A 14046-nucleotide genomic window follows, 5' to 3' on the forward strand; every position below is an offset into this window, starting at 1 on the left:
GTCCGATGCTCACACCACCCTCTGACAATTTCGGCGAGCCACGCGCACGTCCGTAGACTGGCGGCCCGTGGCCCTCACCATCGGAATCGTCGGACTCCCCAACGTCGTCAAGTCGACCCTGTTCAACGCGCTGACGAAGAACGACGTCCTGGCCGCGAACTACCCCTTCGCCACGATCGACCCGAACGTCGGTGTCGTCGGCGTCCCGGACAGCCGCCTCGACACCCTCGCCGACCTGTTCAAGTCCGCGAAGACGGTGCCCGCGACGGTGTCGTTCGTCGACATCGCCGGCATCGTGAAGGGCGCGTCCGAGGGTGCCGGGCTCGGCAACAAGTTCCTCGCGAACATCCGCGAGGCCGACGCGATCTGCCAGGTCATCCGGGCCTTCAGCGACCCCGACGTCGTGCACGTCGACGGCAAGGTCTCGCCGAAGGACGACATCGAGACGATCAACACCGAGCTCATCCTCGCCGACCTGCAGACGATCGAGAACGCGTTGCCGCGCCTGCAGAAGGAGGCGAAGGTCAACAAGGAGAAGGTGCCGGTCATCGCGGCCGTCGAGCAGGCGCAGCAGGTGCTCGAGAGCGGGCAGACGGTCTTCGCCGCCGGCCTCGACCGCGGCCCGCTGCGCGACCTGCACCTGCTGACGGCCAAGCCGTTCCTCTACGTCTTCAACGTCGATCCCGACGAGATCACCGACGAGGCGTTCACCGCCGAGATGCGCTCGCTCGTCGCACCGGCCGAGGCGATCTTCCTGGACGCGAAGACAGAGGCCGACCTCATCGAACTCGACGCCGACGAGGCCCTCGAGCTGCTGCAGTCGATGGGGCAGGCCGAGTCGGGCATCGACCAGCTCGCCCGCGTCGGCTTCCAGACCCTGGGCTTGCAGACCTACCTGACGGCTGGCCCCAAGGAGTCACGCGCCTGGACGATCCCGGTCGGCGCCACCGCCCCGCAGGCCGCGGGCGTCATCCACACCGACTTCGAACGCGGGTTCATCAAGGCCGAGGTCGTCTCCTTCGGTGACCTGGTCGACGCGGGGTCGATGGCCGAGGCGAAGGCCCGCGGCAAGGTGCGCATCGAGGGCAAGGACTACGTCATGCAGGACGGCGACGTCGTGGAGTTCCGCTTCAACGTCTGAGAGTGCGCTAGAACCCGCGTGGTTGCTGGCCTCTAGGCGCTTGCAACCCGGGCGGCGTGTTGGTCGGTCCTGTCCCGGACGAGGGCGGCGTCGTCATCGTGCTCAGTTTCCGTTCGAGCCGACGTACGTGCTGATCAGCACCTTGAGCGCGTGCTTCGGCGTCTCGGAGTCCCCGTAGGACTTGCACACTGTGGTCACCGCGTCGGTGCTCGACTGCACGTTGTCGTCGCTCGTGTCGACGCGCCCGTCTTCGTTCATCAACTCGAAGATGACCGAGTAGCGGTCGACGTCACCGAGCGCCAAGAAGTCGGCGCACGACGACGATGCGTCGAAACTCGGGTCGTCGGTCGACACGTCGGAAGGCATCGAGGTGTCGGAGGGCAGGCCGTCGTCCGTGGGCACGTCCGAGAGCCCGTCGTCGGTTGGCAGGCCGTCGTCGGTCGGCGCGTCGGAGATCTCGGCGTCTGAGGGCACATCGACCGCGGCGGACGACGGCCCGCTCGGACTGCCCGTGGCGCTCGACTGGCAGCCGGTGGCGAGTACACCGACGACACACAGCGCAGCGAGCAGTCGAGCGGAAGCCTTCATAGCGCACCTTGATGGGTCGGGGCTCGAGAGCCGGGTCGCGGGCGGTCAGACTCTCATCGACCACACAGTGTGTCGACATCACTTCCTGCGCCCTATGCTGCCGCGGTGATCAAGTCTGCGGTCATCGCGACGGCGGTCGTGTGCTCGCTAACGGGCTGCTCGTCGTCGAGCGGCTCAACCGCGGCAGCAGTGTCGTCGGTGCCCGCGACGACGACAACCCCAACTCTGACCGACGGGCCGGTGACGCCTCAGCGCCCGTTCCGCGCGCCCGGCGACCGCCCTTCGACGACTCAGCGCGCGAAGCCGACCGCCGCCGCGCCGAAGCCGACGACGCCCGCCGGGAGCGGCTGCCCGAGCGGCCCCGACCTGATCATTCGGGAGACAGACTTTGGACTGCCCGCGTTGGCACAGCGGCTCGGCGCGAACGTCTATACCGCGAGCGGCTGCAAGGACACCGTGAAGTCGCTCGAGGACACCGCGCCCTCGAGCGGCTGCATCGACGTGGCCTACGCCCGCGACAACCCCGGCTACAACCCCGACGCAGACCCCGCGCCGCCGCTGAAGAAGGTTTTCGCGTCGGTCGGCGGCGCCTGCTGATTGATCCCGTCGAGTGGTCGTCCGCGACCCTGAGCGGCACGCTGAGCGTCCAAAATGGCGACGAGCGGAGGGCGGGGGAAGCACCACCTGATGGCTACGAGCCGGACGGCGCGCTGACCGCAGCCGAGGAACACGAAGCACGAGAGTGCGCCCGCATGCTCGGGACGAGTCTCGACGTCGAGCGGGAACTGATCGCGATAGGCCGCGGCGATCCCTGTTGCCGACGCGACCTCGACGACGGCGCCGATCGCGAGCGCGCAGGAACTTGTCGGACCCGGCAGGCACCCTCGCTGCATGTGTCGACTCCCCGGGCGCACCGAGGACGAAATCGTGCTGATCGCCCCGCACGCCTGCCGCCAGGAACACCGCCTACGCCCGCCGAACGTCCGCCTGACCACCGAGCGCCGTAAAGGCGTCCTGCGCACCTGCTGGACGTGTCAGACGTGCTTCGACGTGATCGCCGACGATGAGGTCGAGAGCTAGGCCGGAGACCGGGCGGCGCGCCTGCTTAGCGGCCCAGGGCACGGGCGCGACGATCGAACTCGTGGATGGGGTCGCGATCGCTTCCGTGATCTCGAGCGCCGCCGTCGCGGTCGTCGCGACCGGCGCGCAGGTCTCCACCGCGATTGGTGATCGCCGAGCGTCGTGGGCGATGAAGCGTGAGGAACTCGCATGGCCCGCCCGCATGGCTGTGCTGCAGCAGGTCGCCGACGTGGCTGCGCACCTACGCCAACTTCTTCGTGCTCAGATGTTCGGCGGCGATCAAGCGGAGTCGGCGGCGGAACTTCGTGCCGCGCTTGACCGCCTGCAGAGTCTCGTCGGTCCAGTCGAGATGTACGCCAGCCCGGAGCTATCAGAGGCGCTTGACCTTCTGCGGTACGGGCTGCGGGACCTCAAGTCCGGCTCGCCTGAGCAGTGGCAGCAACTAGACGACGCGCAGCGCGCGAAGGAAGCGGCGCTGGACGCTCAGGATTGGGATCGTGCGGCGGAGCAGCGCCGGGCGGAACGCAGGGCGCTTCGTGCTCTCGGACTGCCTGACCGCGCGGGGGGTCTTGAGGCGCTTGTCGAGCAGGTGGACCGAGTGATCACTGCAGTTCGGGCGGACGTGTCGCCCGATCCACGTCAGGTTCGGCGCGCCATGCCGAAGCGGGCCCGAGAGGTCGCGCAGGCCGATGCCACCGTTCGGCGCCTGACCGCGAGAAGGCGTGCTCCGCGGGACGCCGGTTCCCCAGGCGTGGGCTCGAGTTCCACCGAATCGAACGACTTACCGTCTAGTTGATCTCCGCGGGTACACATCGGGTACACAACAGGACCGCACGGGACCGCCTCGAAGCCAACGCATCTAGCACCCGCCAGGCCCTTGCAGCCCCGAAACTTCGGGGTTCCCGTCGAGAGCCAACGCGGGCCGCTTGCACCGTCAGCGTTCCGCTTCAACGTCTGGAGCCGCAGGTCGACCCTGCCCCGGTCTCGCGGGTTGCGGGGGGAATTCCGAGACCGGGGCGGGCCCGACAGCCCCCGCCGACTCCACCGGCACCAAGGGGGGATGGTCCCGTCGAGGTCGCACGGCGTGGGCCGGTCGGACGCTATCGGCGTGCCGGCTCCTGTCGAACCGGATCAAGACCTTCGGTGCTTCCCGGCCGATCCGCGACATTCGGACGCTTCACGCCGAACCGGGGCGGCTCACGCGGGACGCAGGAGCGCGCCGGCGCGGTACGCCACGGCCAGCGAGTCGGCGGTGGCGCTGATGCCCACGCCCAGCGGGGTCGGCGGGGTGCGGAGGTCGATCTCGGTCGCCACCCGCGACAGCAGTCGCAGATCCCGGGCCTGCACCGAGGCCAGCGGGGAGGGGGCGAGGATCACGCGGGGCGCGCGCTTCCAGATCCGCCGGCACTCGGCGATGACCGCCCCGAGCGTGGTGCCCTGTTGCGTGGCCAGCACCTTGAGCGTGCTGGGGTCCGGCAGCCCACCGGCGCGAAGCAGCGCGATGCCGTCGACGATCTTCGCGGCGCAGTCGTCGACGAAGAGGTAGTCGCGGATCGTGTCCATCGACACGTAGATCGAGATGGGTTGGCCGGTCAGGTGGGCGCGGCAGAGGTGGGTGATGACCCCCTGCGGCTTCCGGAGGTTCTGGCCGGGCCCGTACAGGTTGGAGATGCGCCCGACGAGTGACCGGACGCCCGTGCGCACGCTGAAGTCGCGCACGAGGGCCTCGTGCGCCAGCTTGGCGACGCCGTAGGACGAGAGCGGCACCGGCTCGGTGAGTTCGCTGTGCGGCGCGCCGCCCGAGCCGGCGTACACGGCACCCGCGGACGACGCCAGGAACAGCGCGCCCTGCTCCGCCGTGAACGCGGTGCCGAGCCGGCGCCCGACGCTGTCCAGCAGCGCGGCGAGTGCTCGTCCCTCCTGGTCGAGCACCGACGACGCGGCGGCCGGCGTCCCGGTGCCCGCGCACCAGAGGATCTGCCATCCGTCGTGCCCCGCGCGCGCCGCCAGCTCCTCGACGCCCCGGTCGAGCGCCGCCGTGCACGCGTCCTCGTCGCCCCAGGGGATGGCGTTCGTGATGACCGCGTCCCGGCCGAGCGACTCGATCCGGCGACGGACCGCCGATCCGAGCAGTCCGCCGGCCCCGATGACCCAGACGGTGTCGGGCCTCGTCACCGGGTGCGGCGGGCTTCCGCCAGCGGTCCGGACTCCTCGTCGCCCACGATGAGGTAGAGCGGCTTGCCCATCGCCATGTTCACCGCGACGCCGAGGTATTCGGCGATGACGCCGAGCGAGAACAGCACCGCACCGGTGCTGATGAGCACGACGATGATCAGCGACGTCCAGCCCTGTGGCAGCTGCGAGCCCTCGATCTTCGCGACGAGCAGCACGACGGCCAGCACCAGTCCGGCCAGCGCGAATACGCTCCCGATGACGCTGACGAGCCGCAGCCCCCGCGTGCCGCTCGTGAGCACCATCCGCCAGAAGTGCGACAGCAGCGTCCGCAACGTGTAGCCGGACACGCGCTGGCCCTCGTCGCGCACCTCGATCGGGCAGGTGGCGACCCGGTCGGTGACCCAGCCGATCGCCACGTCGAGGTACACGCCCGGCCCGGCGTAGGCGGCGACGCTGCGGCCGATCTCGCCCAGGATGAGCCGGTAGCTGTGGTACCGGGTGGGCGCGTCCGAGCCGATCATCGCCATCACGACACGCTTCGAGCCGCGGGACGCCGTGTTCCGCCACCAGCCGTGGGAGGGCCGGTTCGTGGGAGCGGCGTAGACGAGGGCGGCGCGCTCGCGCAGCGCGACGTCGATCATGGCGCCGATGTCGGTCGGGTCGTGCTGACCGTCCTCGTCCATGGTGACGATCCACTCCGAGCCGGAGGACGCCATACCGGCGAGCGTCGCCGCGTGCTGCCCGAAGTTCCGGCTCAGCCAGATCGGCCGGACGAAGTCGTGCTCGGCGGCGATCTCGCGGATCACCCGAGCCGAGTCGTCCGGCCCGTGATCGTGCACGAGCAGCACCTCGGCGACCACGATCTGGTGTCCGTCGGGCGTCCGGACCGGCTCGCGCAGTGCCGACAACTCGCCCAGCAGTTTCGGGAGGGTCATCTCGCCGCGGTAGACCGGGATCACCACCGAGACGCGATGCGTCCGCTCGTTGGTGTCCTGCGCCTCCACGGCCACAGTCTAGACGCGCGGGTCCCTCGGGCAGGGAGGACGCGGCCGCTCCCGGCAGCGTCGTCTCAGCCTGCGGCGCGGGCCATCCGCCGACGGAGCACGGCGTAGGCACTCCGGCGCAGCAGGGCCGTCGCGCTCGCCCGGACGTCGCCGACCGCCACATCGGCGCGCGACAGCAGTTGCGGCGCCTCCAGCCGCAGCGCGTGATGCATGCCGGCGGCCTGGCGCGCCTGTACCTCGGCGAGCCGGACGCTCCACTGCGTCATGTTCACGCGGAACGCGGCGAGCGTGCGCGGGACGGCGGCGAAGCGACCGCCGAGCAGGAGCCGCGAGTAGGTGAACTGGTCGATGAGGTACGGGAACGTGTCGTCCCAGCCCCCGATCGCCGCGAGCCGGTCGCGGCGCAGCAGCACGCAGCCGGGCTCGCCGAAGATGTTGGTGCCGAGCCGGACACTGCGCCGCACGGCGGTCGGGCCCTCGACGACGCCCTGCAGACCTCCCAGACCGCGGGAGCGGACCACGACCCGCCCGTCGGCGTCGACGATGTCGCGCGGCGAGGCGGCGAGCACGGCGTCCGGCGCCGCGTCGAGCGCCGCCACCTGCTCCTGCAGGCAGTCGGGGTAGATGACGTCGTCGCCGCACACCAGCTTCAGCAGGTCGCCGGACGCCGCATCGGTCACCCGCTGCCAGTTCGCGCGGGCGCCACCACCGGCGGGCGTCTGCAGCAGCGTCAGCCGCGGGTCGTCGCGGTAGCGCTGCAGGCGCTCCCAGGTGCCGTCGGTCGAGGCGTGGTCGGCGACGATCAGCTCGAAGTCCGAGTAGGTCTGCGCGAGGATCGACGCCATCGTCGCCTCGATGTAGTCGGCATTGTTGAACGTCGGCACCACGACGCTCACATGCGGCGTCACCGGTGACCACCCGGGATCGCGGCATCGTGCGAAGGCCGCGACGCCCGCCGGAACGAGAAGTGCCGGTGACCGAACCAGCTGATGAGGGTTGTCAGGAACGTCACGACCGCCTGCCCGAGCAGCGGCCCGAGGCCCACGACCTCGACCAGGAAGGGCAGCAGCACGAGGTTCGTGCCGAGCGAGGCGAGGTACACGAGTTCGAAGCGGGCGAGGTCGCGCAGCACGTGCCCGCGCACCACGAACACGAAGTTGCGGTAGAGGACGAACGCGCAGAGCACGGCGCAGACGTGGGCGACCACGAGCGCGGCCAGGTAGGGCAGGCCGGCCGCCAGGAACAGCGTGTAGAAGCCGAACCCGATGCCGGTGTTCAGCACGCCGACGACGAGGAACGCCAGCTTCTGGTTCCGGATCAGCCGGAACAGCGGGCCGCGATCACCGTGCATCCCGGCCGGTGGTGCCACGAGGTCGTCGGGGGCGTCGAGGCCGACCGCGCGTTCCGACGCCATGACCACCCTTCGTGTCGCACCACCCTGCACCGCCCGATCAGCCTATCGGCTGGTGCGGGGCCGGACCGTCCATCCGCCGCGCGGCCGCGCCTGTGCCGGCGTCGCGATCGGCGCGGCTAGTGTGCGGTGTCGGCGGATTCGCCGGGATCGGAGGCAGGTTCGGTGGGACCGACAGCGCAACCCGCGCTCGTCATCGGCGGACCCCCTGACGTCGGTCGGCCGCCCCGCGCCGATCGTCGGACGACCGCGCTCTGGTTCCTGCTCACCCTGGTCGCGGCCGGCTGTGCCGCCGTGGTGCCGGTGCTCTTCTACCACCGCTTCTACTTCGTCAACGACACCGAGTCCGGGGCGTTCGGGGTCTGGTACAAGCTCGGGACGGAGTTGCGCGCCGGCCACATCCAGATCTTCGATCCCCACGTGTGGCAGGCCGGGAACTACGTGGCCGAAGGGCAGTGGGGCTTCTGGAACCCGCTGGTGCTGCTCATCGCCCTGATCGCGAGCGTGGCCGGCAACGCCGCCCTGTTCTGCACGGGTCTGAAGATCATCCTGTCGATCGTCGGCGCCGCCGGGGCCTTCGTGCTCTCACGCAGCTTCGGCGCCGACGAGCGGTGGGCCGCCGTGGCCGGCCTGGCCGTCTCGGTCTCGGGTTTCACCGTGTACATGGACGCCGCCTCGTGGGTGACGGGCCAGATGATCTGGGCGTTCCTGCCCTGGTTCTGGGTGGCCCTGCGGCGGTACGCCGATCGGCGGGCCAATCCCGCGCCCGCGCTGATCATGGGCTACCTCTGCATCAGCGTCGGCTACGTCTACGGCGCGATCGGCGTGATCTTCGTGCTGATCGGGACGGCGGTCGAGGTCGCCGTCGAGCGCCGCTGGCGCGACCTGCTCCGGCTGGTGGCCGTCGGGGTGCTGTGCGGGCTCGTCACGATCACCGTCTACCTGCCCGGCGTGCTGTCGTCGTCCGTCTCGACCCGCTACAAGATGATCGGGAACGACGGCACCCTGGCGCCGTCGCTGAGCGGTCTCGCCGTCGGTCCCCAGCCCGCCGCCCGCCCCTTCATCAACGGCTTCTGGCTGTACCACCCGGACGCGCCGATCCTGTACATCGCGTGGTTCCTGCCGCTGCTCGCGTTCCTGGACTGGACCGCGGCGCGGCACCTCCTGCGCCGCCGCATCGGCGGTCTCGTCGTGCTGGCGCTGTACAGCCTCATGCTGTTCGCGCCGTCCCAGATGGGCGCCATCCGCTTCCCGGCGCGCAACATGTCGATGTTCGTCATGGTGCTGCTGCCGCTGCTCGCCTGCCTGCTGAGCCGGGCGCGGACGGCGCCGAGCCGGCGGCGGTTCGCCGTCGCGGTCGGTCTCACCGTCGCCAGCGGCTATCTGGCCTGGGCCCAGGCGCCCATGGTGCTGGACGACGTCGTGATCTCGTCCGTGCTCATGATCATCGCTTTCTGGGTGCTGCGGTGGATGCTCCCGGCCTCACCGCGCCCGATGCCGGCGCGCGGCGCGGCGCTGCTGCTCGTGACGTCGCTGGTCTTCGTCGTGCTGCAGCACCACGCGTCGCCCGCGTCGCCCCTGCTCGACTACAAGCTGCCTGCCAAGGTGTCCGCCTACCGGACGATCGCCACCGGCAGCGTCGGCGACGGCATCGTCGTCGGCAACCAGACCCTCCTGCCGGCAGATCCGGGCTACTGGCGGGACAGTGCGCTGGCCAACACCTGGTACCTCACCGGTCACCAGTACGCGAACGCGTACACGCCGGTGGGCTTCCGCGCCTACGCCAACGTCACCTGCATGAACTACCTCGGGTCGACCTGCCCGGCGCTGCTCCGCCGGCTGTTCGAGGTGCAGCCGACCACCGGCATGTTGCTGGTCGACGAGATGTCCATCAACTCCGTGCTCATCATCAAGCGGGACGTGCCGAGGCGCCTGCGCCGCGAGGTCCCGGACGGGTGGTCGCTCAAGGAGGACACCAAGTACGTCCAGCTCTGGACCCGGGACGACCCGGTCGCCGCGGTCGGCAGCCCCGTCGACGTGTCGCCCGGGCTCACCATCAGCGACGTCCGGTCGTCGGACCGCGCGGTGAGCTTCCGGGTCGACGCCGTCCGCGACGGCACCGGCCGCGTCGTGTTCAGCCGGTTGGCCTGGCCCGGCTACGTGGCGACGAACGCGTCGCTGGGGAAGCCCGTCGACGGGTTCCTGCTCAGCCTGCGCATCCCGCCCGGTGCGACCGGCAGGACGGTGGAGGTGCGGTTCTCGCCCCCGGGCTGGCGGCTCGGCTGGGTGACCTGGGCGCTCGCCGTCGGCTCGGGGCTGATCTGGTCGGTCGTCGCCGGCGTCGACGCGCTGCGCCGACGCCGACGCGACCGGGGCACGACCGAGGCCGAGCCCTCGACGGTCAGTGCCTGACCCGTCCGCTCACTGCTGCGGCGGCGCCTGACCGGCGGCGGCGACGATGCGGGTGCGGACGACGACCTCGGCCCGGCCCTGCGGCGTGCCGTCGGGTGTGACGGGCTGGAACCCGACGAAGGCGTGTGTCGTCGCGTCCAGCACGAGGCCGTACGAGCCCGCGGCCATGCTGGGGCAGGTGAGTCCGACCAGGGCGCGGCCGTTGTCCTCCGGTTGCACGTCGACGAGGCGCAACCCGGGGCAGCCCGCGGTGAACCGCAACAGGGCGGCCTCGGCCTGCGGGGACACGAGATCCTGGTGCAGCACCTGGACGATGATCTTGCCCTGGGCGCCGGCGGCCCGCGATCCGGGCGCCATGTGCTCGAGATAGGCGTCCCAGGCGGCGGGCACGGTCGGCGCGTCGGCGAGGTAGTGCGGCACGTCGGCGAGCGTGCACTCGCCGGACTCGCCGGTCGAGACGAGCCGGCCGTCGCGGCACCCGGAGATCCAGATCGGCTCGCCGTCGGCGTTCGTGCCCCGGCCGGCGCGCTGCCCGCTCACCGACGTCCACGTCGTCGCGTCGGTCGTCTGCCGGTAGAAGAAGCTCGTCGGCCTCGGCTCGGTCCACGGCGCGTGGTCGAGCTGGGCCGCGGCGTCGGCGAGCGCCCGGGCCGGGGTGAGCGGGGCGGCCTTCGTCGTCGACGGTGCGGCCGCGGTCGGTGGGCGAGTGCCGACGGCCGAGGCGGTGCGGTGCGACGCCGGGCCGGTCGTCGAGGCGTGGTCGTCGCCGCCGACGGTCGAGGCCACCGCGACCCCGGCGACGACCAGCGCCGCCGCCGAGAGGGGCAGCAGCCACGTCGTTCGCCGGTGTCCGGTCGGCTGCTGCTCGGTCGAACGGGTCACCACGTCGCCGATGAGGGACGTGGCCGGCGGGGCGCCCTCGCGGTCGGCCCGGGCGGCCAGGTCGTCGAGTGCGGCGCGCAGATCGTCTTCGGTGCGGTTCATCGGTTCGGTCCTTCCGGGTCGTCCTGGTGGGCGCGGTTGACGCGCAGGGTGGCGAGTCCGCGGGAGATCGCGCTGCGGACGGTGCCGGGACGGCAGCCGAGCTCGGCGGCGATCTGGTCGTCGTCCATGTCGGACCAGTAGCGCAGCACGATGGCCGCGCGCTGGCGGGCCGGCAGCCGGGTCAGCTCGTGCTGGAGGGCGGCCCGTTCGGCGTGGACGTCGCCGTGGTCGGGCCCGGCAGGCTGGGTGCGGTCGACGAGGTCGCCGACCTCGGCGTGCGGGAACGAGCGGGCCCGGCGACGGTGCCAGTTCATGAACTCGTTGACCAGCATGCGGCGCACATAGGCGTGCGGATCGCGGGCGTTGCTGACGAGCGTCCACCGTTCGTACGCGCGACCCAGGACGTCGGCCAACAGGTCCTGCGCGAGCACGGTGTCGCCGCACAACACGACGGCGAAGCGGTAGAGCGGCTGCCTCGCCTCGTGCACGTACTGCTCGAACTGCACGGTCGGTACTCCTCCGACCTCCGCGACCACCGATGGGGCTGGACCCATGATCGCCTCCTCACGCCTCGTTGCGGACGAGGCTCAGACGCGCGAGGAGCTGCTCCCGTTGCGGTCGGCGTCGAGCTTCCTGCACGGTTCCTGAAAACCGGGGGTGCGGACCCGTCTAGCCCGTGCCAGAAGTCGGTGCTTCCCTGCATCCCGGCGCGTCGACCCGCAGCAACGCCATTAGCGTCGGACGTGCGGGTCGGCTCCCCCCTCGGCCCGCCGCTGGCGCGTACCGATTCCCCCGCGGTGCGCGCCAGCCTTCAGCCACGGGTCGCGTCCCGGACGCGATCGGACGCGACGCGGCCGGATCCTGCGGGGCAGGATCCGGCCGGGTGCGCGCGCGGGAGAATCAGTCGTTGCCGTTGCCGCTCCCGCCGTCCACCGGCTGCGTGTTCTGTGCGTCGAACGCGTAGACGAAGCTCGCGGCCAGCGGCAAGCGCACCCACTGGCCACCGCCCGAGCCGTCGGCTCCGAGCACGAGCACCTCGTCGCCGACGGCCGGCAGCGTGCCGTCCTGCGCGCCGTCGACCACCACCTGCGCCGCGGTGAGGTCGACCGGGATGCCCCACGGGCCCTGCCCGCCGGCGCCGTCCTCGTGCGGGTGCACGACGTCGCCCTGGGCGTCGCCGGGCCCGTCGCCGCAGTGGCGGCCCCGCGGGGTGATCACCATGCTCGTCCCGCCCGGGTCGACCGAGACGACCTGCCCGAACAGGAACGCGGGACGGGATGCGTAGACCATTGCCTGCGCCGCGGCGAACATGCCGTTCAGCTGCTCGCCGAGCGCCACGACCAGGTCGCCGGCCTGCAACTGGTCGACACCGTGCACGGCGCCCGCGAGGGCGGCGTCGGACAGGTCGACGGTCAGCGCCGGCTGCTGGCCGGGGCAGCTGCCCGTCGGTGCCGTGCCGGGGTTCCCCGAGCCGTCGCCGGCGCCGCCCGTCCCTGGCGTCGGCGTGCCGGGCGAGGGGTTCCAGCCGTCCCAGCCGCGGTGGCGTCCGTCGCCGTGGCCGTCGGCGGCGCCGAGCGAGCAGACGAGCGCGACCGCGCCGTCGACGTCGGCCACCCGACCGACGACGACGGTGGCCGGCAGGGCCGACAGCGCCCGGACGTGGCCGTGCTGCAGATGGTGGGCGCCGGCGCGTCCGGCCACCTGGCCGTCGCCGGAGACCACCCAGCCGGCGCGGACCGCGCGGTTCGCCGGGGTGTCGCCCTGCAGCGTGACGTGCTCGACGACGTCGTGGACGACCGTGCGGCCCGTCCGCACCGAATCGGCGAGCACCGTGAGCTGCCGGCCCGAGCGACGCACGACGACGCCGTGCACCGAGGCCGTGACGGGTCTGGCCTGCTGCGGGCGGTGGTGGGTGCGGTGGTGCGGCGCAGCGGTGTGGCGGGTGGCCGCCGAGGCGGCGGCGGGAACGGCGACCACGGCGGCGGCCGCGGTGAGACCGGCGACGAGCGCGGCGGGGCGAGAGCGGGGGATCACGGACACACTCCGGGGGATCGGGATGCTCGCGCCGGGTGTGGGGGACCGCGGCGCGACCTCGACCCAACATCGAGCAGCAGCGGCGGTTGCGTTGTCGGGTGATCGGGCACCGTTGTCGGCACCTGCTCCTAGGGTCACGCGTCATGACGACGATCGATGACCAGGGCCGGCCCGAACCGCCCGTGGCGGCCGACGAGGTGGCCGCCGTGCTGGGGTTCCTCGACTACCAGCGCGCGACCCTCGAGTGGAAGACCCGAGGGCTGGACGCGGCCGGGTTCACCACCCGGACAGCGGCCTCGAGCATGACCCTCGGCGGCCTGCTCAAGCACATGGCGCTGGTCGAGGACTCGTGGTTCTCGGAGGACCTCTGGGGGCGCCCGGCGGTCGCGCCGTGGGACGCCGTCGACTGGTCGGCGGATCGCGACTGGGAGTGGCACAGCGCCGCGGGGGACACGCCGGACGAGCTCCGCGCCCTGTGGCGGGCGTCGGTCGAGCGGTCGCGTCAGGCGGTCGCCGAGGCGTTGGCGGACGGTGGCCTCGACCGGCTCGCGGTCAAGGGGTGGTCGGACGGGAGGAAGCCCTCGCTGCGCTGGATCGTCCTGCACATGATCGAGGAGTACGCCCGGCACAACGGCCACGCCGACCTGCTGCGCGAGGTCGTCGACGGCGAGACGGGGGAGTGAGGCGCCTCAGGCGGTGAGGCGGCGGTCGACCCAGTCGACGATCTCGTCGAGCACCTGCTCACGCTCGGGCTCGTTGTGGGCCTCGTGGTAGAGCCCGTCCCAGATGCGCACGGTGACGTCGGCCCGTGTCGCCTGCTCGGCGAGCCACCGCGTGGCGGCGACCGGCACGAGCCGGTCGTCGGTGCCGTGCACGAGGTACAGCGGGAGTGTCAGGCGCTGCACTCGGGGGCCGAGCGCCTGCACGGTGCGCAGCATCTCGGCGCCGGTCCGCGCCCGGATCTTGATCATGCTGTTGAGCGGGTCGGTGGTGTAGTCGCGCACGACCTCGGGGTCGCGGCTGACCGCGGCCGCCTCGAGCTGCACGACGCCGAGGTTCGGCGCGAGCCGCGACAGCAGACCGGCCGCGCGCACCTGCACCGGCGAGGCGGCGCTCAGGTCGACGGCGGGCGCGCTGATGACCGCCCCGGCCAGCGGCACGGTGTCGCCGGTGAGGTACTGCAGCGCGATGAGGCCGCCCAGGCTGTGGCCGTACAC

At 71.8% G+C, this 14046-nt stretch carries 15 protein-coding genes; 6 read left to right on the forward strand and 9 right to left on the reverse strand.

Annotated features, from left to right (window positions below):
• The first annotated feature begins 67 nt into the window (after positions 1-67).
• Positions 68-1141 (forward strand): redox-regulated ATPase YchF, encoded by a 1074-nt coding sequence (gene ychF / locus ACTHMS_RS10135; RefSeq protein ID WP_440306538.1) that lies wholly within the window; start codon positions 68-70, stop codon positions 1139-1141.
• A 102-nt stretch (positions 1142-1243) separates the two neighbouring features.
• On the opposite strand, the gene ACTHMS_RS10140 is transcribed toward ychF, so the two are convergent.
• On the reverse strand, positions 1244-1729 hold the full coding sequence (locus tag ACTHMS_RS10140) for a hypothetical protein (RefSeq protein ID WP_440306539.1): 486 nt from the start codon (positions 1727-1729) through the stop codon (positions 1244-1246).
• Positions 1730-1834: 105 nt separating this feature from the next.
• Here ACTHMS_RS10140 and ACTHMS_RS10145 point away from each other — a divergent pair, with 105 nt between their 5' ends.
• From ACTHMS_RS10145 to ACTHMS_RS10155, 3 genes are all read left to right on the forward strand, one after another.
• Entirely contained in the window at positions 1835-2326 is a 492-nt protein-coding gene (locus ACTHMS_RS10145; RefSeq protein WP_440306540.1) for a hypothetical protein, read from the forward strand.
• Positions 2327-2656: 330 nt separating this feature from the next.
• Positions 2657-2809, forward strand: a complete 153-nt coding sequence (locus tag ACTHMS_RS10150; RefSeq protein ID WP_440306541.1) for a hypothetical protein — start codon at positions 2657-2659, stop codon at positions 2807-2809.
• A 61-nt stretch (positions 2810-2870) separates the two neighbouring features.
• Entirely contained in the window at positions 2871-3605 is a 735-nt protein-coding gene (locus ACTHMS_RS10155) for a hypothetical protein (protein WP_440306542.1), read from the forward strand.
• Between the two features lie 401 nt (positions 3606-4006).
• Here the strand turns inward: ACTHMS_RS10155 and ACTHMS_RS10160 are convergent, their stop codons facing one another.
• The 4 genes from ACTHMS_RS10160 to ACTHMS_RS10175 form a co-directional block, all read right to left on the reverse strand.
• On the reverse strand, positions 4007-4984 hold the full coding sequence (locus ACTHMS_RS10160) for an NAD-dependent epimerase/dehydratase family protein (RefSeq protein ID WP_440306543.1): 978 nt from the start codon (positions 4982-4984) through the stop codon (positions 4007-4009).
• Complete coding sequence (locus ACTHMS_RS10165; protein WP_440306544.1) at positions 4981-5988, reverse strand: glycosyltransferase; 1008 nt, start codon at positions 5986-5988, stop codon at positions 4981-4983. Before ACTHMS_RS10165 ends, ACTHMS_RS10160 begins: the two co-directional genes overlap by 4 nt.
• A 65-nt stretch (positions 5989-6053) precedes the next feature.
• The gene (locus ACTHMS_RS10170; protein WP_440306545.1) at positions 6054-6896 is read right to left on the reverse strand and encodes a glycosyltransferase family 2 protein; all 843 of its coding nucleotides are present in this window, start codon (positions 6894-6896) and stop codon (positions 6054-6056) included.
• Entirely contained in the window at positions 6893-7402 is a 510-nt protein-coding gene (locus ACTHMS_RS10175) for a GtrA family protein (protein ID WP_440306546.1), read from the reverse strand. The genes ACTHMS_RS10170 and ACTHMS_RS10175 overlap by 4 nt, the downstream gene beginning before the upstream one ends.
• Positions 7403-7564: 162 nt before the next feature.
• Between ACTHMS_RS10175 and ACTHMS_RS10180 the strand changes: the two genes are divergently transcribed.
• Positions 7565-9811: a hypothetical protein gene (locus tag ACTHMS_RS10180; protein ID WP_440306547.1), complete on the forward strand. Its 2247-nt coding sequence runs from the start codon at positions 7565-7567 to the stop codon at positions 9809-9811.
• 9 nt (positions 9812-9820) lie between these two features.
• Here ACTHMS_RS10180 and ACTHMS_RS10185 read toward each other — a convergent pair whose 3' ends face one another.
• The 3 genes from ACTHMS_RS10185 to ACTHMS_RS10195 form a co-directional block, all read right to left on the reverse strand.
• Positions 9821-10795, reverse strand: a complete 975-nt coding sequence (locus ACTHMS_RS10185; protein WP_440306548.1) for a hypothetical protein — start codon at positions 10793-10795, stop codon at positions 9821-9823.
• Positions 10792-11349: a SigE family RNA polymerase sigma factor gene (locus ACTHMS_RS10190; RefSeq protein WP_440306549.1), complete on the reverse strand. Its 558-nt coding sequence runs from the start codon at positions 11347-11349 to the stop codon at positions 10792-10794. Before ACTHMS_RS10190 ends, ACTHMS_RS10185 begins: the two co-directional genes overlap by 4 nt.
• Positions 11350-11695: 346 nt before the next feature.
• The gene (locus ACTHMS_RS10195) at positions 11696-12829 is read right to left on the reverse strand and encodes a hypothetical protein (RefSeq protein WP_440306550.1); all 1134 of its coding nucleotides are present in this window, start codon (positions 12827-12829) and stop codon (positions 11696-11698) included.
• A gap of 143 nt (positions 12830-12972) precedes the next feature.
• Between ACTHMS_RS10195 and ACTHMS_RS10200 the strand changes: the two genes are divergently transcribed.
• Positions 12973-13512 carry a DinB family protein gene (locus ACTHMS_RS10200; protein ID WP_440306551.1) on the forward strand — a complete coding sequence of 180 codons (540 nt, stop codon included), beginning with the start codon at positions 12973-12975 and terminating at the stop codon, positions 13510-13512.
• A 6-nt stretch (positions 13513-13518) separates the two neighbouring features.
• Here the strand turns inward: ACTHMS_RS10200 and ACTHMS_RS10205 are convergent.
• Positions 13519-14046, reverse strand: a 528-nt coding sequence (locus ACTHMS_RS10205; RefSeq protein WP_440306552.1) for an alpha/beta fold hydrolase, incomplete at its 5' end; no start/stop codon positions are given.

The sequence above is a fragment of the Jatrophihabitans sp. genome (assembly GCF_051960575.1).
Lineage (GTDB): Bacteria > Actinomycetota > Actinomycetes > Mycobacteriales > Jatrophihabitantaceae > JBQCEE01.

Coding starts and splice junctions, on each gene's coding strand:
- ACTHMS_RS10140 (WP_440306539.1), bottom strand. CDS start 1,729: ATGAAGGCTTCCGCTCGACTGCTCGCTGCGCTGTGTGTCGTCGGTGTA.
- ACTHMS_RS10175 (WP_440306546.1), bottom strand. CDS start 7,402: ATGGCGTCGGAACGCGCGGTCGGCCTCGACGCCCCCGACGACCTCGTG.
- ACTHMS_RS10185 (WP_440306548.1), bottom strand. CDS start 10,795: ATGAACCGCACCGAAGACGATCTGCGCGCCGCACTCGACGACCTGGCC.
- ACTHMS_RS10190 (WP_440306549.1), bottom strand. CDS start 11,349: ATGGGTCCAGCCCCATCGGTGGTCGCGGAGGTCGGAGGAGTACCGACC.
- ACTHMS_RS10200 (WP_440306551.1), top strand. CDS start 12,973: ATGACGACGATCGATGACCAGGGCCGGCCCGAACCGCCCGTGGCGGCC.